Origin of the sequence: Oceanimonas baumannii, assembly GCF_002245495.1 — a bacterium.
In the GTDB taxonomy this organism is placed as follows: Bacteria; Pseudomonadota; Gammaproteobacteria; order Enterobacterales; family Aeromonadaceae; genus Oceanimonas; species Oceanimonas baumannii.
Genome location: NZ_NQJF01000002.1, coordinates 260573 through 281999, shown reverse-complemented (window position 1 = coordinate 281999; position 21427 = coordinate 260573). Strand labels below are relative to the sequence as shown.

25 protein-coding genes and 1 tRNA gene are annotated in these 21427 nt (G+C 55.0%); 12 read left to right on the top strand and 14 right to left on the bottom strand.

Annotation, left to right across the window (positions count from 1 at the left end):
- Positions 1–4: 4 nt before the first annotated feature.
- From flgK to B6S09_RS03280, 12 genes are all read right to left on the bottom strand, one after another.
- Positions 5–1966 carry a flagellar hook-associated protein FlgK gene (flgK, locus tag B6S09_RS03335; RefSeq protein WP_094277073.1) on the bottom strand — a complete coding sequence of 654 codons (1962 nt, stop codon included), beginning with the start codon at positions 1964–1966 and terminating at the stop codon, positions 5–7.
- Between the two features lie 9 nt (positions 1967–1975).
- The gene (gene flgJ, locus B6S09_RS03330) at positions 1976–2950 is read right to left on the bottom strand and encodes a flagellar assembly peptidoglycan hydrolase FlgJ (RefSeq protein ID WP_094277072.1); all 975 of its coding nucleotides are present in this window, start codon (positions 2948–2950) and stop codon (positions 1976–1978) included.
- Positions 2951–3020: 70 nt separating this feature from the next.
- A complete protein-coding gene (locus B6S09_RS03325) occupies positions 3021–4115 on the bottom strand; it encodes a flagellar basal body P-ring protein FlgI (protein ID WP_094277071.1) in 1095 nt (364 codons plus the stop codon).
- A 13-nt stretch (positions 4116–4128) separates the two neighbouring features.
- Positions 4129–4803 (bottom strand): flagellar basal body L-ring protein FlgH, encoded by a 675-nt coding sequence (gene flgH, locus B6S09_RS03320; protein ID WP_094277070.1) that lies wholly within the window; start codon positions 4801–4803, stop codon positions 4129–4131.
- A 13-nt stretch (positions 4804–4816) separates the two neighbouring features.
- Positions 4817–5605 carry a flagellar basal-body rod protein FlgG gene (gene flgG / locus B6S09_RS03315; protein WP_094277069.1) on the bottom strand — a complete coding sequence of 263 codons (789 nt, stop codon included), beginning with the start codon at positions 5603–5605 and terminating at the stop codon, positions 4817–4819.
- A gap of 11 nt (positions 5606–5616) precedes the next feature.
- Complete coding sequence (locus tag B6S09_RS03310; RefSeq protein WP_094277068.1) at positions 5617–6363, bottom strand: flagellar basal body rod protein FlgF; 747 nt, start codon at positions 6361–6363, stop codon at positions 5617–5619.
- 151 nt (positions 6364–6514) lie between these two features.
- On the bottom strand, positions 6515–7783 hold the full coding sequence (flgE, locus tag B6S09_RS03305; protein ID WP_094277067.1) for a flagellar hook protein FlgE: 1269 nt from the start codon (positions 7781–7783) through the stop codon (positions 6515–6517).
- A gap of 9 nt (positions 7784–7792) precedes the next feature.
- A complete protein-coding gene (locus tag B6S09_RS03300) occupies positions 7793–8491 on the bottom strand; it encodes a flagellar hook assembly protein FlgD (protein WP_094277066.1) in 699 nt (232 codons plus the stop codon).
- 5 nt (positions 8492–8496) lie between these two features.
- The gene (gene flgC, locus B6S09_RS03295; RefSeq protein WP_094277065.1) at positions 8497–8916 is read right to left on the bottom strand and encodes a flagellar basal body rod protein FlgC; all 420 of its coding nucleotides are present in this window, start codon (positions 8914–8916) and stop codon (positions 8497–8499) included.
- Positions 8913–9314, bottom strand: coding sequence for a flagellar basal body rod protein FlgB (flgB, locus tag B6S09_RS03290; RefSeq protein ID WP_094277064.1), 402 nt, complete (start codon positions 9312–9314; stop codon positions 8913–8915). Before flgB ends, flgC begins: the two co-directional genes overlap by 4 nt.
- A gap of 198 nt (positions 9315–9512) precedes the next feature.
- Positions 9513–10334 (bottom strand): CheR family methyltransferase, encoded by an 822-nt coding sequence (locus tag B6S09_RS03285; protein ID WP_094277063.1) that lies wholly within the window; start codon positions 10332–10334, stop codon positions 9513–9515.
- A gap of 22 nt (positions 10335–10356) precedes the next feature.
- Entirely contained in the window at positions 10357–11268 is a 912-nt protein-coding gene (locus B6S09_RS03280) for a chemotaxis protein CheV (RefSeq protein ID WP_094277062.1), read from the bottom strand.
- 236 nt (positions 11269–11504) lie between these two features.
- Between B6S09_RS03280 and flgA the strand changes: the two genes are divergently transcribed.
- The 3 genes from flgA to B6S09_RS03265 all read left to right on the top strand — a co-directional run bounded on the left by flgA (position 11505) and on the right by B6S09_RS03265 (position 12960).
- On the top strand, positions 11505–12164 hold the full coding sequence (flgA, locus tag B6S09_RS03275; protein ID WP_243832788.1) for a flagellar basal body P-ring formation chaperone FlgA: 660 nt from the start codon (positions 11505–11507) through the stop codon (positions 12162–12164).
- 68 nt (positions 12165–12232) lie between these two features.
- Positions 12233–12547 carry a flagellar biosynthesis anti-sigma factor FlgM gene (gene flgM, locus B6S09_RS03270; RefSeq protein ID WP_094277060.1) on the top strand — a complete coding sequence of 105 codons (315 nt, stop codon included), beginning with the start codon at positions 12233–12235 and terminating at the stop codon, positions 12545–12547.
- Positions 12547–12960, top strand: a complete 414-nt coding sequence (locus B6S09_RS03265; RefSeq protein WP_094277059.1) for a flagella synthesis protein FlgN — start codon at positions 12547–12549, stop codon at positions 12958–12960. The genes flgM and B6S09_RS03265 overlap by 1 nt, the downstream gene beginning before the upstream one ends.
- A gap of 8 nt (positions 12961–12968) precedes the next feature.
- On the opposite strand, the gene B6S09_RS03260 is transcribed toward B6S09_RS03265, so the two are convergent.
- Together B6S09_RS03260 and B6S09_RS03255 are read right to left on the bottom strand one after the other, a co-directional pair.
- On the bottom strand, positions 12969–13367 hold the full coding sequence (locus B6S09_RS03260; RefSeq protein ID WP_094277058.1) for an LPP20 family lipoprotein: 399 nt from the start codon (positions 13365–13367) through the stop codon (positions 12969–12971).
- The gene (locus B6S09_RS03255; RefSeq protein WP_094277057.1) at positions 13357–14157 is read right to left on the bottom strand and encodes a FlgO family outer membrane protein; all 801 of its coding nucleotides are present in this window, start codon (positions 14155–14157) and stop codon (positions 13357–13359) included. Before B6S09_RS03255 ends, B6S09_RS03260 begins: the two co-directional genes overlap by 11 nt.
- Before the next feature lie 162 nt (positions 14158–14319).
- Between B6S09_RS03255 and B6S09_RS03250 the strand changes: the two genes are divergently transcribed.
- The 9 genes from B6S09_RS03250 to B6S09_RS03210 all read left to right on the top strand — a co-directional run bounded on the left by B6S09_RS03250 (position 14320) and on the right by B6S09_RS03210 (position 21419).
- Complete coding sequence (locus tag B6S09_RS03250) at positions 14320–15483, top strand: flagellar assembly protein T N-terminal domain-containing protein (protein ID WP_094277056.1); 1164 nt, start codon at positions 14320–14322, stop codon at positions 15481–15483.
- Between the two features lie 93 nt (positions 15484–15576).
- Positions 15577–15651 (top strand) — tRNA-Arg (locus tag B6S09_RS03245).
- A gap of 64 nt (positions 15652–15715) precedes the next feature.
- Positions 15716–16546: an SDR family oxidoreductase gene (locus B6S09_RS03240; protein WP_094277055.1), complete on the top strand. Its 831-nt coding sequence runs from the start codon at positions 15716–15718 to the stop codon at positions 16544–16546.
- 22 nt (positions 16547–16568) lie between these two features.
- Positions 16569–17420, top strand: coding sequence for a TraB/GumN family protein (locus tag B6S09_RS03235; RefSeq protein WP_094277054.1), 852 nt, complete (start codon positions 16569–16571; stop codon positions 17418–17420).
- Positions 17421–17490: 70 nt separating this feature from the next.
- Positions 17491–17643, top strand: coding sequence for a DUF3149 domain-containing protein (locus B6S09_RS03230; protein ID WP_094277053.1), 153 nt, complete (start codon positions 17491–17493; stop codon positions 17641–17643).
- A gap of 113 nt (positions 17644–17756) precedes the next feature.
- Positions 17757–18338 (top strand): DNA endonuclease SmrA, encoded by a 582-nt coding sequence (gene smrA, locus B6S09_RS03225; RefSeq protein WP_094277052.1) that lies wholly within the window; start codon positions 17757–17759, stop codon positions 18336–18338.
- 24 nt (positions 18339–18362) lie between these two features.
- Complete coding sequence (locus B6S09_RS03220) at positions 18363–19838, top strand: carboxypeptidase M32 (RefSeq protein ID WP_094277051.1); 1476 nt, start codon at positions 18363–18365, stop codon at positions 19836–19838.
- Positions 19839–19889: 51 nt separating this feature from the next.
- Positions 19890–20267, top strand: a complete 378-nt coding sequence (locus B6S09_RS03215) for a thiol-disulfide oxidoreductase DCC family protein (RefSeq protein ID WP_094277050.1) — start codon at positions 19890–19892, stop codon at positions 20265–20267.
- Between the two features lie 66 nt (positions 20268–20333).
- Positions 20334–21419 (top strand): ketoacyl-ACP synthase III, encoded by a 1086-nt coding sequence (locus tag B6S09_RS03210; RefSeq protein WP_094277049.1) that lies wholly within the window; start codon positions 20334–20336, stop codon positions 21417–21419.
- Positions 21420–21427 lie beyond the last annotated feature (8 nt).

The following is a 21427-nucleotide window of genomic DNA, read 5'->3' as shown; positions in this document are numbered from 1 at the left end:
CTCCTTAGCGGATCTGCAACAGGGTATTCATGGTTTCGCTGGCGGTAGATACTACCCGGGCCGCCGCCATATAAGACTGCTGAAAACGCAGCAAGTTAGCAGCTTCTTCATCCAGGTTCACGCCGGAGGTCGACATCATACGATCATAAGACTGCTGGTAGGCCGCTCCCGCAGCTTCTGCCTTTACCCCCTGATTACGGGTCAGGCTGCCAATACCCACGGCTGTCTGGTTAAGGCTGTCTGTCACGGTGGACTTGCCGTTATTAAGCCACTTTTTGTTTTGCAGCTCGGCAAAGGCCAGGGCATTTTCATTGTTCCCCGAACCACTGGCCTGTCGAATTTCAAACTGGTCAAAGGCCTCCGGGTCCCCGTTCAGGGTCAGTTCCAGATCGCCAAAACTCATTTTGCCATCCGTTACCGTGACATTGGTGAACAAGTCATTGCCGTCTTTATCCTGCACGTTGTACTGCAGGCCGCCGGCTCCGTCATCCACCACTTTCAGGGTCAGCGGATAAGCACTTTCGTCAATGGCTGAAGCGGGGGGCACCGATTCGGCAACGCTGACCGAGGGTTTGGCAGTGCCTTTGTTATCCCCGTCAGGGCTGATCGTCAGTGAGCCGGATGCGGCTATCTGATCACCGGTATTCAGTTTTAATTCCAGATCAATCGCCCCCTGGCGGGTAGGCTGCACCAGCATTTCATCACTGACATTGGGCTCGTCCGACAACGTCAGACTAAATCCGAGTTCATTACTCAGATCCAATACCTGCGCAGCGGGATCGGTCGGGTCGGCGGTGGCAGTGATGGTTTGCCGCTTGCCGGTGGTGATATCGGTTAAAACGTATTCATTACCGCCCTTATATTGCAGGCTGTATTCCCCGCCGGTCAGTTTGCCGGTATCGGTAATTTCTACCGCGCCGGTCACATTGGGGTTACTCCCCACAAAGCGTCTGGACATAGCATCAGGGTCGTTAATGTCATTAAACATGCTCTTGCCCGGGTCACCGTTAAGATCCACCCCCTGAGCCTGAATTTTGTTAAAGGCATCGGCAATGGCAATGGCGGTTTTCCCCATGTCGCTCAGATTCGGTCCCAGCACCTGATCGCGGTAATGGAACAACGCGCCCATTTCGCCTCCCAGTGCCTGACTGCCTTTAATGCGGGTAGCCTGACCATTACTGTTTGGCGCTACCAGGTAAAGCTCACTTTGCTTATGCTCCGGCGAGCCTTCCCGCACCTCCATCTGATAGGCCTGGTTGCCCGATACCAGCGGCTCACGACCGGCCAGCATCACGGAAATCATGCCATTGCTGTCTTTCAGTGTGGTGATCTGCACCTGTTTGCCCAGCTCCTGGATCAGCTGGTCACGCTGATCAAGCAGGTCGTTGGGGGTACCGTTCTGCCCGGCATTCATGATTTGCTGGTTCAGATCGGCAATACCGGCAGTGAGCGAGCTGACATGAGCGGCCCGGGATTCGATATCCCGGTTTTTAATCATCTGCTCCTGCTCCAGCGAACTGTAAAATTCGTTGAAGTGATCGACAATGTCCTGGGCATTGGCCAGCATCAGCTCCCGGTTGCCAAGGTTACCCGGGTTATCGGCCACGGCGTTAATAGCACTGTAAAGATCGTCGAGACTGCTGGCCAGACCACTGTTAACGCTGGTCATGGTTTTGTCGAGATAGGAAAGATGGTTATACAGTGCCTCAGCCCCGGCCTTTTCGGTATTGTTGACCAGCACATCACGAAAGGCATATTCCTGATACATGCGGGTGACATCGGTCACCCGGGTACCGGTACCATAAAAGCTGCCACCGGAAAACATGTGCATGGTGGTGGCCTGTTCAGCCCGCTGCCGGTGATAGCCTTCGGTGTTCACGTTGGCAATGTTGTGACCGGTGGTCGCCAGCTGGGCCTGAGCTGCCAGCAGCCCGCTTACCCCGGTTTGATAAATATCAACAGCCATAATGTGTCCTTATGCTTGTGATGCCAGCCGGTTAACGGTGTCGAGAACCGCACTCAGTTTGCTGGCATAGTTCGGGTCAGTGGCATAGCCCGCCTGTTGCAGGGCCCTGAAATACTGATGCGGTGAGCCGGTTTGCTGAAGCGCCTTACCGTAACGGGGATTATCGTTCAGAAACTGCACATAATCGTTAAAACTGTCGTTGAACGAGGCATAGGATCGGAACGGTGCCTGTACCTTAACGGCAATCCCCTGCTCATATTCCAGTGTACTGACCCAGGTTTTCTGCTCTTTCCAGCTTTTATCGGCCTTGATGCCAAAAAGATTATGGCTGGATGCCCCATTTTTTCTGCCGATAATCTTTTTACCCCAGCCGGTTTCCAGCGCAGCCTGCGCCAGCATGGCTTTCGGGTCCAGCCCCAGACGCTTGCCGGCAGCGGTGGCGGCAGGCAACAACTGCCGCACAAACGCTTCCGGTGAGTCAAATTTTTGACCGGCCGCCAGGGTCACTGCGTCTTCTGGCGTATTCTGCGCCGCCTTCAGCGGCGGCCGGGCCTTATCTGTTGCCGGCGACTCACCGGCCTCGGTGGGTCTTGCCACCTTGCCATTGATACGACGAACATTTTCCAGACTGAAATGACGGGCTTCAGAGGCCGCCTTTTGGTCGTCTCCGCCCCCCAGCTGACGCACAATCAAATCCGCAAGCCCCAGGCTGCCCTGCCGGCTGAGCTCGCTGCTCATCTGCTGATCGTGCATATCCTGATAAAACTGGGTGTAACGACTGTTCATGGGACTGTCGGATTCAAACACCTTGTTGGCATCACGCATCGACTTAAACAACTGCTGGGTGAACAGGCTTTCAAACTGGCGGGCGGCTTCATCCAGTGCCTTGCCTCTGTCCTGAGCAAAACCCTGCTGGCGCAGCCGGTCCAGCCCCTGAATGTCGTTGGCCAGCAGGCTGTTCTGAACGGTGTCGATATTTTTCATGTGTTGCCTCCAAGTGCCCCGGATGCCCGTGTTCGTGGGCATAAGATGGCGATACCCTCTGCCATGCCCGCTAGATAATCACCAGCTCACCCTGAATGGCACCGGCCTGACGCAGGGCTTCCAGAATGGCGACCAGATCGCCCGGAGCCACTCCCACCTGATTGACTGCCCGTACCAGGTCATCCAGCGTGGTACCGGTATCCAGTTTGAACATACGGCCATCCTGCTGCTCTACGTTAATTCCCGAGTTAGGCACCACCACGGTATTGCCGCCGGCCAGCGCATTGGGCTGAGACACCTGCGGATTTTCATTAATGGTAATTATCAGCCCGCCATGAGTGATAGCAGCAGGCTTAAGCTGTACCTGCTGGCCAATCACCACGGTACCGGTGCGTGAATTGACGATAATTTTTGCTGCTTCATCGGCCACGTCCACGGTCAGGTTTTCCAGTGTCGACAAAAAACTGACGCGCTGCCCGGTATCCCGTGGGGCATAGACGGTCACCGAGGTGGCATCCAGCGCCTGCGCACTGGCCGGCCCTACCAGATCGTTAATCACCTCAGCCATGCGTCTGGCAGTGGTAAAGTCAGGGCGGTGCAGGTTAAAGGTAATGGTGTCCCCCCGGCCGAAAGAACTGGGGACTTCCCGCTCTACCATGGCCCCGGCCGGAATACGGCCTACCGTCGGAGTGTTAATCATGATGGAAGAACCGTCGGCTCCCTCAGCCCCCAGACCACCGACTACCAGGCTGCCCTGAGCCAGAGCGTAAACCCTGCCATCCACCCCTTTCAGAAAGGTTTGCAGTAAGGTTCCGCCACGCAGGCTCTTTGCCTCGCCAATAGCGGAGACGGTCACATCAATGGTCTGACCCGGCTTGGAGAAAGGCGGCAGCTCGGCATGCACCGCCACCGGCGCTACGTCGTTCATTTTGGGACGAAGGTTTTCGGGTATGGTAATACCGAAATTAGTCAGCATGGTACGAAAGGTTTGCTGAGCAAAAGCATTGTTACGCTCACCGGTGCCAGGCAGGCCGGCCACCAGGCCATAACCCACCAGCTGGTTGGCCCGCACACCGGCCACCGAACTGATATCTTTAATCCGGGCCGCCTGTGCCGGCAATGCCAGCATGGCCATACTCAACAGTAATGTGCTAAGCCTTTTCATTTATGTGCCCTCATTAAAACGGAAACCAGGGACTGTTAAAGAACTTGGCCAGCCAGCCCCGGTTCTGGGTGTTGGCAAAATCGCCGGTGCCGCCGTAATAAATACGGGCATTAGCCACTCTGGTCGACGCCACCCGGTTGTCGGAGCTGATATCCTGCGGTCTGATCATGCCGCTGATCCGAACATATTCTTCGCCGGTATTCAGCATCAGCCACTTTTCTCCCTGCACCATCAGATTACCGTTCGGCAATACTCTGGCCACACTGACGGTAATACTGCCCTGCAGGCTGTTGCTCTGGTTGGTATTGGCCTGACCATCAAACTCATTGTTGCTGGACATACTGGCCGTGACCGGGTAGCCCGCGATGTTGATGGGCTGGCCACCAATATTGAGCGGATTGACAGTCAGACTATTGTCTTTCGCCTGCTGGGTAGTGGCCCGTTTCTGCGCCCGGGTCGATTCTGACAAGTCCACGGTAATGATGTCACCCACCCGGTGCGCCTTAATATCGGAATACAGGCTGTTGGCGTAGTTGTCCTGAAAAATCGCCCCATTGGGCTCCAGTTGCTCGCTCCCGGGGCCGGGGATCACCGGCGCATAGGCCGGGTCGTCGGGCTTTGGGGTATAGGGCGTAGATGTACAGGCCGCCAGCAACAGGGCGGCACTCAGCATCAGAACACGCTTCATCACCTGCCTCCGCTTACAATTGCTGGTTAACGTAGGCCAGCATGTCATCCACGGCGGAGATCACCTTGGAGTTCATTTCATATACCCGCTGAGCCTGAATAAGGTTAACCAGTTCTTCGGTGACGTTGACATTAGAGGTTTCCAGCATGCCCTGCTTCAGATTGCCAAAGCCATCTGCACCGGCAATGCCCTGCAGCGGCGCACCGCTGGACTGGGTTTCCAGATAAAGGTTTTCCCCTTTGGGCTGCAGACCGGCGGGGTTGGCAAAATCAGTCACAATGATCTGACCAATCACCTGTCCTTCGGCCTGCCCGGCCAGTTGCACCGACACCTCACCATTGGTACCAACGCTGATGCTCTGAGCATTTTCCGGGATCTGCATTTCCGGCAGCAACGGATAGCCATTACCGGGGGTAACAATAATGCCTTCATCGTTAAGAGCAAACTGACCGTTGCGGGTATAGCCGGTAGTGCCATCGGGCAGCAGCACTTCAAAAAAACCACGACCGTCAATCATCACATCAAGGGCATTATCGGTGGTCTGCACGTTGCCCTGAGTAAAGCTTTTCTGGGTCGCGACCACCTTACTGCCCGCACCTATCATCAGACCCGATGGCAGGTTACTGTCGGCAGTGGCACGGCCGCCGGGCTGGTGCACATTCTGGTAAAGCAGATCTTCAAAAATGGCACGCCCTTTTTTAAAACCAACGGTGCTGGCGTTAGCCAGGTTATTGGAAGTCACCGAAATATTGGTCTGCTGGGCATCCAGTCCGGTTTTGCTAATCCACAATGCGGGGTTCATTCTGATCTCCTTTAGCCAATACGCAGCAGTTGGGCATGGGCCTTGTCGTTCTCTTCGGCATGGCTCATCATTTTCAGTTGTGTTTCAAAGCGCCGTTGCAGGTCAATTAAATGGGTCATTTCGGCAATAGGGTTCACGTTACTGCCTTCCAGCGCACCGGCAATCAGCTGCACCTGGGCTGAAGCTGGCTCAGCCTCACCGTCTTTACGACGAAACAAACCATCCGCACCTTTTTCTATTGCATCATATTGCGGCAGCACCGTTTTGATACGCTGCAACTCGGCACCGCCATTGGGGGCTTCGCCTTCCAGACGGGCAAAAAGGGTACCGTCTTTGTTAATCTCCAGTTTTTCCAGCGGCAGCGGCACCACTATCGGGTTACCACCATCATCTAGCACATTCAGGCCGGTGCTGGTTTGCAGCAGACCTTCTACCGACACCTGAAGATTACCAAAACGGGTATAGGCTTCGCTGCCGTCTGCCGCTTCCACCGCCAGCCAGCCGTCACCGGCGACCGCCACGTCAAGTTCCCGGCCCGTGGTCTGAATAGGGCCGGCGGCAAAGTTTTGCCCCGGACGTTCCGTCATGGCAAACACCCGGGAAGGCAGACCTTCACCAAACGCCTGCATGGCCCTGGCCTGCTCCAGATCGGCACGAAAGCCGGTGGTATTAGCATTAGCCAGGTTATTGGCGCGCAAAGCCACACTGTGCATATTTTCTTTCGCGCCCGACATGGCGATATAAAGCAGGTGATCCATTTCAGCTCCGTGGTTGTCCGGCTGGTAATGGTGGAATTTAATGCAAAATTAATGCCACCACAGTATGAAAGGCCCGCTCAGAAGTAAAAAATGAACCATAAAAAAACCCGGGATCTTGGGCCCCGGGTTTCTTTCAGCTTCCGGCTTAATATTAGCGGATTTGTAGTATGGTCTGCTGCAGGGTGCTGTTGATTTCCAGCGCCCGGGAGTTTGCCTGGAAGTTGCGCTGAGCGGTGATCAAGTCCACCAGCTCGGTGGTCAGATTGGTATTGGACTGCTCCAATGAGGCCACGCTCACCTTGCCGAAAATACCGGTATTGGGCTGGCCGGTCACCGCTTCACCCGACAGCAATGACTCCCGCCACTGGGTATCACCAATCTGGGTCAGCCCCTGTTCATTGGGAAACCGTGCCATGGCCACAACACCCAGGTTTTCGGTGCTGCCGTTACTGTAAGTCGCACGCACCAGACCGTCGGCCCCGACATCCACTTTGGTCAGCCGGCCTACGGTATTACCATCCTGATCATTCTCGGTCACCTCAAAAGGTCCGGAATTCAGCGTGGCGGAACTTAAAGACAACTCGATGGTCTGGTCGGGGTCAGAACCATTGGTAAAGCCCAGTGCACTCGTCGTAAACTCCGCCGGATCAGGCGCAGTCAGCTGACCACTATTATCGAATGTCAGTTGCTGAGCACCGCCACCGACATCACTGCCATCAACATAAACGTGCATCTCCCATGTATTATCCGTGACAGGAGGAGTGGCATCCGGGTTAGGTCCTGTTTTTACAAAATACTGCGTCAGTGTATGAGTATCTCCCAGAGAGTCATAAATGGTCATGGACGTGGAGGAGGTATAAGTCGCGGAATTTCCCGGATCGAAGTTGGCAGTGTCCAGAGCTTCAGCTTTTACCGGCAAGTTCACACCGATAGAAACATTCTCGGTCATTTTAGGCTCACCGGCCTTGTCAGGTATACGCAAAGGCTGAGTGCTGTTAATACCCAGTCCGGCAGGCGTACCATCTTTATTGGACGCATAGGTCTGCAGGTAATGACCCTGTGAGTTGACCACAAACCCTTCATCGTTCAGCTTAAAGGCACCAGCCCGGGTAAAGGTGCGATCGAGAGAACCAATTTCATTGGACATCACAAAAAAACCGCTGCCGTTAATCGCCATATCCAGGGAGTTATTGGTGAACTGCAATGCCCCCTGATGAAACTGCTGGGCCACGGCGGCGGTCTGCACACCACTGCCCGACTGGGTTTTGGCGTTGGCAAAAATGGAGTTGGCATAGACATCGGCAAACTCGGCGCGGGATTCCTTGAAGCCGATAGTGTTGACGTTGGCAATGTTGTTGGCGGTGACGTCCAGATCTTTCTGAGCCGCATTGACGCCGCTGAGTGCGATATTAAAAGACATAAGTACTCCTTACGCCGCCTTGCGGCTGGCTATTTCCAGAATTTGATTAAGCGGCAGGCCACCCAGGCCGGCCAGGTTGACCAGAGTGGGACTGTCAGCACTGCCCAGTGTGACACTGTCTACCTTTGCAAAAGCTAACGCACTCAGATCTTCCCGCTGATCGTTAACCAGGCCACTGACTTTAATTGTGTATTTACCTGTCGGGGCAGCCTCTCCGGCTTCGTTCATACCATCCCAGGTAAATTTAACGTTACCACGCTGATCACCTTCGAGCGGAATGGTACGTATCAGTTCGCCTTTTTCATTTTCAATACGAACCAGTACGTTACTGGCACCTTCTCCGGCCACCACCACACCCTCAACCGGCTCGCTGTTGTCCCAGTAGGCAACTTCACTCGGCACCAGTACTTTCTGACCGACCAGGCTGGAGGCCTGTAATGCCTGGCTGGAGGTCATCACACTACTTAATCCGGCCAGCTGTTCACTCATTTTGCTGATGCCGTCAGCGGTGGTAAATGAGGTCATTTGCGAAATCATCTGAGAGTTATCTGCCGGCTTGAACGGATCCTGATAAGCCAGCTGCTGACTCAGCAGGGCAAAAAAGTCTTCCTGCTCGAGCTGCGCCTTGCTGTTTTCAGCGGCCTTATCTGCCGGGCTTTGCTCTCCCGGCCACTTAAGACCGTTAAAGTAATCATTATTAATCTGCATGCTGATTATCCCTTACCAAGCCGCAGGGTCTGCTGCAGCATTTGCTTGGCGGCATCGGCCACCTGCACATTGGTCTGATAATTACGCGAGGCACTCAGCATATCGGTCATTTCTTCCACCACGTTAACGTTGGGCTTGTAGATAAAGCCCTCAGCATCCGCCATGGGATGATCCGGATGAAATTCTTTTTGCAGGGGCTTGTCGGTTTCCACAATGCCCATGATTTTGACACCGACACTTTCCTGACGATCCGACAGTGCCTTGTCGAGATCGGCAGCAAATACCGGTTTACGGGCCCGGTAGGTTTCATCAATGCTGGAGCTGACACTGTCGGCGTTGGCCAGGTTACTGGCCGTGGTATTAAGGCGGACCGACTGGGCGCTCATGGCGCTGCCGGAAATATCAAAGACGTTAAAAAGGCTCACATCGAGTCTCCTTTTATGGCTTTCAGCAGACCGGAAATCTTGCTGTTAAGAAACTCCAGCGAGGCCTGATATTGCAGAGCATTTTCCATATAACTGGCGCGCTCGGTCTGCACATCGACGGTATTACCATCACCGGTGTCGGGCTGATTGGGTACACGATATTGCACCGTACCGGGCGGAGCCAGTTCAACGGCAAAATGACGGCTGTCGGTACGGCTGAGTGAAAAGCTCTGCGCCCCCTGTGCCTTGCTGAGTGCCGCCTGAAAATCCATGTCTTTCGCCTTATATCCCGGCGTATCTGAATTAGCCAGGTTACCGGCCAGCAGCTCGGCACGCTCGGAACGTGCCGTCAGCGCATGCTGATGAATGCCAAATGCTTTGTCGAAAGAAATCGTCACCGCCCACCTCCCGCGTTATCGTGACCCACAACCGGGAATATATAAGCAAAAGGTATGCCAAGAAATTAGAAAACCGGTAATGAAATATGCAGGTTAAGCCTGAAACAGGCTGCATCATGCCAGCTAATGCGTTATGTAACAGAAAGTAACGTAGTCATGGTGCCTTCGCGCAGCGAAGGCACCATCAGAGAAGAAAGACTACCTGAGGCGATAAATAATACCGGGACTGCAACGGATCATTTCAAACCGATCCGACAGGCCGGTGAGTGATTCTGATGCGCCAAGCAGCAGGTACCCTCCCGGATTCAGAGCACCGGCAAACTGATTGAGAATTTTGGATTTATTCTCCGGGGAGAAGTAAATCAACACGTTACGACAAAAAATGATATCGAACTTGCCCAGCGAAGCATAGCTGTCCAGCAGATTGTAAGACCGGAAGCTCACCATGTTTCTGATGGCGGGCTGCAATTGCATGCGACCGTTATCAAGCGCAGTAAAAAATCTGCTGCGACGTTCCGGCGACAATCCCCGGGCCAGAGAAAGGCTGTCATAAATGCCCTGTTTGCATTGCTCAAGCATGGTGGCGGAAATATCAGTGGCAATAATTTGCAGCCCCGGCAACGCTCCCGGCCGCCGGGACATGTATTCCTGGGCGGTCATGGCAATAGAGTATGGCTCCTGACCCGATGAGCAGGCAGCTGACCAGACCCGCAACGATTTCCCAGGCTTGGCCAGTTCGGGGAACAACCGTTCACTAAGCTGGGTAAAGGGGTAATTGTCGCGAAACCACAAGGTCTCATTGGTGGTCATGGCATCGATAACCGCCGTTTTCAGCTCACGTTCCCGCAATTGCATGGAACGCTCTATCAGCTGCCCCATAGACTCGATACCAAAACGGGTCATCAGCGGCGACAGACGGCTTTTAACCAGATATTGCTTGCTGTTACCGAGGACGATGCCGGTATTGTTTTCCAGAAACCGGCAAAACGCCTGATACTGATCGTCAGTGAAGTTTTTCATCCGTGTTTGTTACACCCTCAGTTTATAGCGCGTCACTGACCGCAGTAGCCAGTTCATCCGGCTGAAACTTGGCAATAAAGTTATCAGCCCCCACTTTCTCAACCAGAGCCTTATTAAACACGCCACTCAGTGACGTATGCAGGATCACGTGCAAGCTTTTGAGGGCTGGGTGACTGCGGATTTCGGCAGTGAGAGTGTAACCATCCATCTCCGGCATTTCCACGTCGGAAATAACCAGAGACACCTGCTCCTCAATCGGCCCTTGCGCAGCCATTTCAACCAGTTTATTCAGTGCCTGACGGCCGTTTTCAGTGACGATACATTCCAGACCCAGAGACTCCACCGCCTTGACTACCTGGCGGCGGGCAACAGAAGAGTCATCGGCAATCAGTACCGGTTTGTGCCCGGCAGACTGTTGCCGGGAGCGTGCAACAATCGCGGCATCCACATCGGTGCTGGCGGGAGAGATCTCATCAAGAATTTTTTCCACATCGAGAATTTCCACCAGCTCACCGTCAATTTCAGTGACCGCGGTCATGTAGTTAAAACGACCGGCGCCTTTGGGAGGAGGCAGAATGGACTCCCAGTTAACGTTGATAATACGTTCAACCGAGCTGACCAGAAACCCCTGCACCGAGCGGTTGTATTCGGAAATAATGACAAAACTGTCTTCGGTCTGCTCTACCGGACGACCACCCATGGACTTGCTTAAATCAATAATGGAAATCGTCTGACCACGAATGTTGGCAACGCCCCGGATAACCGGATGACGCTGAGGCAGCCCACTGAGCCTGGGGCACTGCAGCACTTCCTTGACTTTAAACACATTGATGCCAAATCTTTGACGGCCGTTGAGCCTGAACAGCAATAATTCCAGCCGGTTTTGCCCCACCAGTTGAGTTCTCTGGTTTACCGAGTCGAGTACACCCGCCATTATTCAGCCTCCGGAATGAGTTTCAGCGGCCACAGCATCCTATGGCATGCTTTATGCAGCGATAAAGTAATCGTTCTAGCTTAACACCGGCCATTTGCCAGCGCTACTTGAGTACTGCAAAGTTGGAACCAATCATCACTAACAGCATTATCGGCGATGGAGTAACGATGCTTAATGGTTTTTTGCGGCAAACCTATTCCCGGTCCCGGCTCACCCAAAAGACACTGACAGGGCTTGTGCTCTTACTTGCCGCACTTCCGCTTGCTGCTCAAACCAGTCCTCATCACGAAATTCGTCGCTATGCTGAAGAATATGTACGCGACTTTGTTCATGCCGGCCCCGATGACAAAGTCAATATTGAAGCCGCCAGCATAGATACCCGTCTGCAGCTGACAGAATGTCCAGGCATGCTGACTGCCGATATTCGTGGTAGTGGCGAGGTCCGGCGCAATACCCATGTTTTTGTACAGTGTCATGAGCAACCGGGCTGGAGTCTGTTTGTGCCGGTACGGGTCCGGGTGCTGAAACCGGTAGTAACGGCAGCCACCCCCATCTCCCGCAACACGCTGCTGCAACCAGCTCAACTACAGCTCAGCTATCAGGATGAAGTGCTGGTCAGGGGCGATGTGTTCGATAATATTCAGGCGCTGGCCGGCACCCGGAGCAAACGGGATCTGCGCCCTGGCCGTCCCATCCTGGCCAACCAGCTTTGCGTGGTATGCAAGGACGACAAAGTCACCATTGTGGCTGAAAACGGCGGCCTTTCCATCCGGACCACAGGGATCGCCGATGAAGATGGCACTTTTAATGAAAATATACGTGTCCGCAACAGTCGCTCAGGACGGCAGATACAGGGACGAATCAGCGAGGCCGGTATTGTAAGAGTTGGTCTTTAAATTCTGCTAAAGTTGCTGTCAGGGCGGCCGATAACCGCTCTGACAGCAGCAAACCAGGACAATGCATTATGGCCATAGACAAACTTCCGCCCGGGTTTCACAACAACCCGGTCAGTAATAACAAGTACCCGCAGAAGAGCGGTAGCGCTGCAGCCAGCGGCACCCCCGCCCCTGTATCAGGCCGGGATGAGGTCACACTGACCCCCGAAGCCAGACAGCTGAACCGCATGCAGCAGAGCCTGTCTGCCGGCACCGGTGCCGATAACAGCGCCCGGCTGGAAGCTATTAAAAAAGCGATAAATGAAGGCAGCTACACAGTAAATGCCGACCGCCTGGCCGGTAATATCATTAGCCTCGAACGCGATATAGAGTCACTGTATTAATGAACCTGGATACGCTGCTGACACAACAACACGCTCAGCTTGAGCGCCTGCTCGATATCACTGAGCAGGAACTCGAGCTTATCGTCCAGCGCAAAGCGCTGGAGCTTCCTCCCCTGACCGGGCAAAAACAACAACTGCTTGCGGATATCCAGGATACCGACGCCAGCCTGTGCGCGCATCCTGATGTAGCACTGCTGGCCAGCGAGTATGAGTCCAGGGTAAATGAATTACGGGCATTAATGAACCGCTGTCAGGAACGCAACCAGGTCGCAGAGCAGGTACTGGAGCAATCCCTTGCCGGGACCCGCCAGCTGGCCAATATTCTCAGCCGCCTGCATGAACGCCAGAGCATGACCTATGATCAAAAAGGTCATACCCGGGGCATCAATAAAGGAACCGGCTTTAAAGTATAACGCCGGCCTTACCGCCCTCCCCGGCGCAGTCGCTCATACAGGGCAAGATCCAGCTCCAGTTCAGTGACATACATATCTCCGTCAGGATAACTGTTGACCACTCTGGCCCCCCGCACTACCCCGCGACTGGTGCTGTTTACCGGTCCGTCCTGCAGAATATGACTGTTCAGTTCACTCGAACTTGATATCCGGACGCCTCCCAGCTGTTCGTTCAGCTCGCGATAAGCATCCAGTCGTGAAGCCCGCATGGCGTGCAGCAGCTTCTGCTGAAAATCAGCAGGTTGTTGCAGGCTGATGGGCGCGTAGCCCACCGCATGTAATGTCCCTTTCAAGGCCGTTTGCTCATGACCGGAACTGCACGCTGCCAGCAGAATACTGACAGCAACGGCAAAAAGTTTATTTCGCATATCGGCTTCTATCTATTGGCTGCAAGGGCATGGCCGGTCCTTTCAGCTGTGGCGTGCTGGATGCCAGGTATTCGGGCACAAACTGCTGGGCACTGGCAACCATGGTGTTATCACCCATCCGGATCAAACGGGCATTGACCATGCGGCCCCCGGACGTTCTGGTAATGGTGCCATGTAACAAGAAAGAGGCGCCGATATTGGAGGTCAGCTCACGATAATCCCGGCTGGTGCTGATATCCCCTTGAGGGGTGATACGAATATAAGGCAGCGCCTTAAAATCAACTACTTTAAAACCGTACTGGTTCAGCTGAAACATCATGGTTTCAGATAAAAAGCGGCTGAAGCTATCATGAGTGCGGTAATCATCCTGCTCAACAAAACCACTGACCGCAATACCCGAGCCGGCGTTCAGTCCGTGTACGCTCGACACCAGCTGATGCGCCAACGCGGAAATATGCTTTTGCAGCAAGGTCTGGCTACCAATATCAGCATCCGGCGCATTCTTGAGATAAACACTGCGGTTGCCGGGATGAATACGCATCGGAATGCCATCGCGAATCTCAATGGCCCGTGCATCAGCCTGGACTTTCTGGTGATAATGCACTTCCTGTTTGCCGGACGGAGTATAAAGAGGGCCTCGTCCCGCACTCTGGGTATAATAGTGTGCGCTGTGATCATGCGGCAGATAATGATGGTACGCATCAAATCCCTGCACATGACCCTGTTGGTGCCTGTCAGCACAGCCCGACAGAGCAACCAGCCCGGCCAGAGCAACCATTTTTGCCTTCATTTATTATCCTTATCGCGTGAGACGAAGCTGGCTCTTGCTTTTATATATTTAAATATCGGCCATTAAAACACCGACTTTAGACATTTATTGTCAGTCATGCAATATGGCGCACTTTTTGCTTAAAATATACCATCAACCGCTAGTCCAGAATAAAACATTATCATGCGTACCGCTTTGCTTTTGCTCAGAAAACTGCCCCGTTTCAGCGGGCTGGTTTTATTAATATGGTCATCCTGCATCCGGGCTGACTGGTACCAGGCGGAAGGTTCGGCACCACTAAGCCTGGGAGCCGATACCGCTCGTCAGCAGGCACTGGAGCAGGCATTGAGCGATGCATTGCTGCAATCGGGGGCATCGCTGAATACTACCCAATCAGCCACAAATGGCACCTTTAGCGGCCAGCAACTGGACATTTCCGCTCAAGGCGAGCTGATGGACTATCTGATTATTAATGAGCGTAAGCAACAGGGCCGCCTCTGGCTGACAGTTCGGGCGGATATCTGGCCTGGTGAACACCGCCGGGAGCAGTGTGCCGGACGTTACCGGCCCGGACTGGCCCTGAGCACCATCACACTGCGTCATCCCGAGCAAGGCAGCACCGGTCAGATTTATGAGCTGGGTGCCGCCGTGACCAGCCGTTTATCGTCATTGCTGGCAGCAAACGTCAATATTACGTCGGCACCGGGCGCACCGCTGACTACCGATACCGCCCTGCCTCGCAGTGCCGGTTTACGTCAGGGAGGGGATGTCCTGGCCGCTCATCAGCAAGCACGGCTGCTGCTCAGCGGTACCATTGAAGACATCAGCATCGAAGACGGACACTGGAGCAAGTGGACCTTCTCGGATATTCCCCGCGCCTTTCACATGCGGCTGGTGCTGGAAGACAGTCTGACCGGTGATGTGCTGTTACAGCGGGATTACCAGACTCGCTCAAGCTGGGATTATGGCAAACACGACCGGGTAAACGTGCATGAACAGGGCTTCTGGCAATCGGAGTATGGTATGGCCGTAGCCCAGTTGCTGAAAAATGCCAGCCGGGAGCTGGTTCAGGCTCAGGTCTGCCTTAAAGCAATAGGCAATATCGTTCAGCAGTCGGAAGAAGGGGTGTTAATGGATCTGGGCCGCCGCGAAGGCATTCAGGCCGGCGATCGTTTTACCCTGATGCACCGGCGTCAACTCACACCGGGCTATTACAGTGAGAGCTCGTCAACGGCAGTGTTTACAGTACAGCAAAGCCACGCCGACTACAGCATACTGCTCCCTGCCGGTAACGAGGCCAAAATCACCCCCGCCCGCCCCGGTGACCGGCTGGTACAACTATGGTAAGCCTGACATCAGGGTAAGCTTGGTTACTTAACCGGCAAACGGCCGGCACAATATTGCGCTGCAAATGGAAATTTGCAATATTGTGCTTCGCTTGTCCCCGTAGTTTAATGGATAAAACAAGCCCCTCCTAAGGGTTAGATGCAGGTTCGATTCCTGCCGGGGACGCCATTCAATCGATTTTCATCTCTTCTTTCTGCTACATTGGTTTCTCGTTTTTGAAGGAAGCCATGTTATGTCCGGATCTGTTCTTGTTACCGGTTGTTCTACCGGTATTGGTTACGCTGCTGCACACTACCTTAAACAACACGGCTTTGATGTGGTTGCTTCCGCCCGCAACGCACAGGATGTAACACGGCTTCGCCGGGAAGGGCTGAAGGCGGTTCAGCTGGATCTGGCCGAGGACACCAGCATAGAGCAAGGCCTGGAACAGGCGCTTTCCATGACCGGCGGCCAGCTTTATGGCCTGTTTAATAACGGGGCCTATGGCCAGCCCGGCGCGCTGGAAGATCTGCCAACGCAGGCGCTGCGCGAGCAGTTCAATACCAACCTATTCGGTACTCACCACCTGACCCGCCTGGTATTACCCCTGATGCTGAAAGCCGGAGAAGGCCGCATTATTCAGAACAGTTCGGTGCTTGGATTGGTGGCAATGAAATATCGCGGTGCCTACAACGCCTCCAAATTTGCACTCGAAGGTTACACCGACACCCTGCGCCTAGAGCTGACCAACACCAATGTGCACGTCAGCCTGCTGGAACCAGGTCCCATTGAAACCCGATTTCGCGCCAATGCCAGAGCCGCCTTTTTACGCCATATTCACATGGATCAAAGCCGCCACCAGGCAGACTATCAACACACGCTGGCCCGGCTGGAAAAGCCCGGTCCGAGCTCCCGCTATAGCCTGCCCGCCGAGGCTTGTCTGCCCCCGCTGTTACATGCATTAACCAGCCCGGCCCCCAAAGCCCGCTACCCGGTCACCCGCCCCACCAAAATGCTGGGCTGGCTGCGCCGGGTACTGAGCACCCAGGCACTGGACCGGCTACTGTTAAAAGCGGGTGGCTGAATACCAATAACCGGGAGTTCCCATGAAACGATTTCTGTATTTATGGCTGTGGCTCTGGTGCGGCACCGCCTTTGCCGCGCCGGCATTGTGGCTGGCGCAAAAGGGGGAACAACAATTCTGGTTGTTCGGCTCGGTGCACATTGCCGATGAGCGTCTCAAGACGCTGCCTTCGCCGGTAACACAGGCTCTGAGTAACAGCGAGCTGCTGTTGCTGGAAGTAGATCCGCTCAAGATGAACGCCAGTAGTTTTGCCCATGTACTCACTCCCGGTACAGACTGGCAGCATCGCCTGGGGACGCCCCTTGCCGATGAACTGGAGCAGGCGGTCACGACCAGCGGACACGCTATGCTGCAACAGTTACCCCCCTGGTTTGCAGCCCTGCAACTGACCCAGCTGAAAGCACAGGAGCTGGGTTTTCACAGCCGGCAGGGGGTGGATATGCAGTTGCGACTGCTGGCCAGGCAACAAAGTGTCCCCGTGGCCGGGCTGGAACAGCCGACCCTGGTCATGGAATTGCTGGCCTCCCTGCATGAACGCGGCCTTGAGCGTGATTTTGTGTCTCACAGCCTGCTGGAAATGGCACAGCTGCAGTCTCATCTGGACCGCCTGTTAACAACCTGGCTTGATGGCGACGAACAGGCTCTGCTGGCCTTGTTGCAGGAAGAGCAAAGCCCGGCCCTGACCCGGTTTATCGAGCATGAACTGCTGGAAAAACGGAATCGCCTCTGGCTGCAGCGTCTGGAGCAGCTGAACCCGCAGCAGGCATTCATCGTGGTGGGTGCCCTGCACCTTTATGGGGAACAGGGACTGATCAGTTTGCTTGAAAATGCCGGCTATACCCTTAGTAAAGTCAAGGACAAGTCCGTTTATTGATCAGGATCAGCATGTGCCGGACTGGTCCCGCTAGTATGCCTGTAACGGAGCGCGTGATAGGAGAAAGGCAATGGCATTCTGGCTCGATTTAATGTTTGGCAGCGATGTAGGGTTTATGTCGATGATGGTGATCATTGCAACTACCCTGCTCATCAGTTTTTATGCCGGGTATTTCATCTACAAGGTGATGAAATCCGATCCCAATGGCGAAGCCGGCAAATAACTAACGATTTAACAACGGCGGGCCTCACACTCCTCCTCCCCGGGGCCCGTCGTTCCCCTCTTCATTTCATTTGCTTATACTGCGGCTAATCCCGGATTAAAAGGAGCCGCGCCATGAGCCATTCTGACTGGTCGTCCTTTCTCGATGAACTGGACGGATTCACTGCCATCAGGCAAGACACCCTGCCGGCTGCCCATGGCCACAAAGGCGATGCCGCCGCCATGGCCGAACGCCGCCGGGCAGCACAAACCGACACGGATGCCACTGAACAGGCGCTTTCTCTCGATCATGTCAAACTGCTGCGCCCCGATGATATGGTCAGCTACAAAAAGGCCGGCGTACAGGAAGGCGTATTTAAAAAGCTGCGGCTGGGTAAATACCCGTGCGAGGCTCGCCTCGACTTGCATCATCACACCGTAGAACGCGCCCGCGATGCCCTGCTGAACTTTTTACATGGCTGTCTGCGCCGGAATATCCGCTCGGTCATCATAGTGCACGGCAAAGGTGAGCGCAGCCAGCCCCCTGCCCTGCTGAAAAGCTATGTTTCCGGCTGGTTGCCTCAGTTAGCGGAAGTGCTGGCCTGCCACAGTGCCCTGCGCCAGCATGGCGGCAGCGGCTGCCTTTATGTATTGTTGCGCAAAAGCGAACAGGCCAAACAGGATACCCGTGAGCGGCTGCAGAGCCGGCAGGGCTGAGAACTTAACCCCAAGGAACACTCCATGTCTTATTCCGCACTGGAACAGCATTTTGAACAACTGCACCATCTGCAGCACCTGGGAGCCATCTGTGGCTGGGATCAGGCAACCATGATGCCTGCCGGTGGCAACGAAGCCAGAGCCGAAGCCCTCGGCACGCTGGCAGTATTGTGTCATCAGCAGTTACAGGATGAGCGCCTTGCCGGCTGGTTTAATGACGCCGGCAACGAAGTCCTGTCGCTTCAGCAACAGCAAAGCCTGAAAGAAATGCAGCGTGTATGGCGCGATGCCACCCTGCTGCCGGCGGATCTGGTACGGGCACGCTCTCTCGCCGGCTCCCGCTGTGAACACGCCTGGCGCAGCCTGCGGAAAAATAATGACTGGCACGGTTTTTTGCCCCTGTTTGAAGAAGTAGTGGCGTTATCACGGCACGCCGCCAGTGCCCGGGCAGATGCCCTGGGGTTATCCCGTTATGACAGCCTGCTTGAGCAGTATGAACCGGGTATGCGCACCCACACCCTGGATGCCTTGTTTGATGATATCAATCAATGGCTGCCGGGGCTGATTGGACAGGTACAGGAAAAGCAGGGTCATGAACCCTTTTTGCAGCCGCAAGGGCCATTTGCCACCGACAGGCAAAAAGCGCTGGGGCTGGAGATAATGACGCAGCTGGGCTTTGATTTTAACCGGGGCCGGCTGGATGTCAGTGCTCATCCTTTTTGCGGTGGCGTCAGCGACGATGTGCGCCTGACCACCCGTTATGATGAGAACGATGCGGCACAGGCTCTGATGGGAATTATCCATGAGACCGGTCATGCCCGCTATGAACAGGGCCTTCCGGTAACATGGCGCAAATGGCCGGTGGGTCAGGCCAGATCCATGGGCGTGCACGAGTCTCAGAGCCTGTTTTTTGAAATGCAGCTGGCTCGTCATCCGGCTTTCCTGACACAGCTTTCCCCCTTACTGAATCAGTATCTGGGGGAGCAGCCGGCGTTTGCTCCCGAGAACCTGGCCCGGCTGTATACCAGGGTAAAACCCGGCTTTATTCGCGTAGACGCCGATGAAGTCACTTATCCGGCCCACATCATGCTGCGTTATCAGATTGAGCGGGATCTGATTGACGGCAATATGGAGCCCCGCCACCTTCCTGAACGCTGGGATCAGTTGATGCAGCATTATCTGGGGCTCAGCACAAAAGATAATTATAAAAACGGTTGCCTGCAGGACATTCACTGGACCGATGGCAGTTTTGGCTACTTTCCCAGCTATACCCTCGGGGCCATTTATGCCGCTCAGCTGGCCGAGGCCATGCAGCAGCAGCTCGGCCCGTTTGAGAAGTTGCTCACCGGCGACCTTACCGCTGTGTTTGACTGGCTGCAGCACCACGTGTGGCAGCATGCCAGCCTGTTATCCACCGACGCGCTGCTGACACAGGCTTCCGGCCAGGCGCTGACGGTAAGGCCGTTCCGCCATCATCTGGAACAACGCTATTTAAGCTGAAGCGACTATGCTCAATACAGGTTTCACGGATGAAGCCATGGAGGAAGCACTGTGGATGACCATAAGGTACGCCACCGGCTGGTGGTGTTTTATGACGGTGCCTGTGAAGGCTGTATCAAGGACAGAGCCCGCTATGAACGCTGGGCGGGCGAGCAAGGCAAGGATATTTACTGGTTCGATATTACCGATAAAGAAGAAGTTCTGCTGAGCATGGGCATCAGCCCGCAGCAGGCATTGCGAGAACTGCATGTACAAACCGCCGAGGGCGATATTTATTCCGAGCTGGACGCGTATATTCTGCTGATGAAACGGGTGCCACGACTCAAGCCCCTGGCTCTCTTCATTGGTCTGCCGGTGATCCGCCCGGCCCTGTCCTGGCTGTACCGTACCTGGGTGCGTAGCCGGCTTGAACGGGATGGCCGTTTGTAAGCAGTAGAGTTCCGGTCATGCCTTGGGCATAATTGGCAGACCCCACACCGAACAAGCGGGAATATCATGCGTTATGCCAATATCACCGGCTGGGGCAAGTGTCTGCCGCCGGCCGTGCTGACTAATGAGGATCTCAGTACCTTTCTGGATACCTCGGACGATTGGATTCAAAGCCGCACCGGCATTCGGGCCCGGCGCATTGCCCATGTAAACACCTCCGAACTGGCCACCGTGGCCGCCCGCCACGCCCTGGCCGCCGCCGGCCTTGAACCAACGCAGATTGACGGCATCATTCTGGCCACCGCCAGCCCCGATACCCTGGTACCCAGCGCTGCCTCGGCAGTACAACGCAATCTCGGCATTCCGGCTGCCGCCGTGTTTGATCTGAATGCCGCCTGCACCGGCTTTATTTATGGCCTGAGTGTCGGCTCGGCATTAATTCGCGCCGGCAGCATGAACCGGCTGCTGGTTATCGGTGCTGAACGCCTGACACATTACCTTGACTGGACCCGGCGTGATACCGCCGTGCTGTTTGGTGATGGTGCTGGTGCCGTGGTGCTGGAAGCCAGCGAGCAGCAGAGCGGCCTGCTCGCCGACAAGCTCGGCTGTGACGCCGAAGCCAGAGATATTCTGGCGGTGCCCGACTCGGGTACCGGACGTACCCGCTTTGCTCATATTGATGGCCTGTTTGACGTGAACTTTGAAGGCCAGGAAATTTTCAGGCGGGCCGTGCGAGGCATGGGAGACGCGGCCGGTTTTGTGCTGGAGCAGGCCGGTGTCAGCCCGGAGCATATTGACTTGATGCTGCCGCACCAGGCCAATGTGCGCATTATCGAAACGCTGGCCAGAAAAATGTCTGTGCCACCGGAAAAGGTCATGATCAATATTGCCGACTATGGCAATACTTCTGCGGCCACCGTGCCGGTTGCACTGTGTGAGGCACTGGAGCAGGGCCGAGTCCGCCCCGGCTCACTGCTCCTGACCGCCGCCTTTGGTGCCGGCCTGACCTGGGGAGCCGGTGTGATTCGCTGGGGAGAGCGGGTCACCCCGCTCAGACAAAGTGATGCCACCCTGCCTCCGTGCGAACATACGGCCCTGGAGCTGCTGGCTCCGGCCATTGCCGGCTGCCGACAGGCACAACGGGAACAATAAACCTCGCC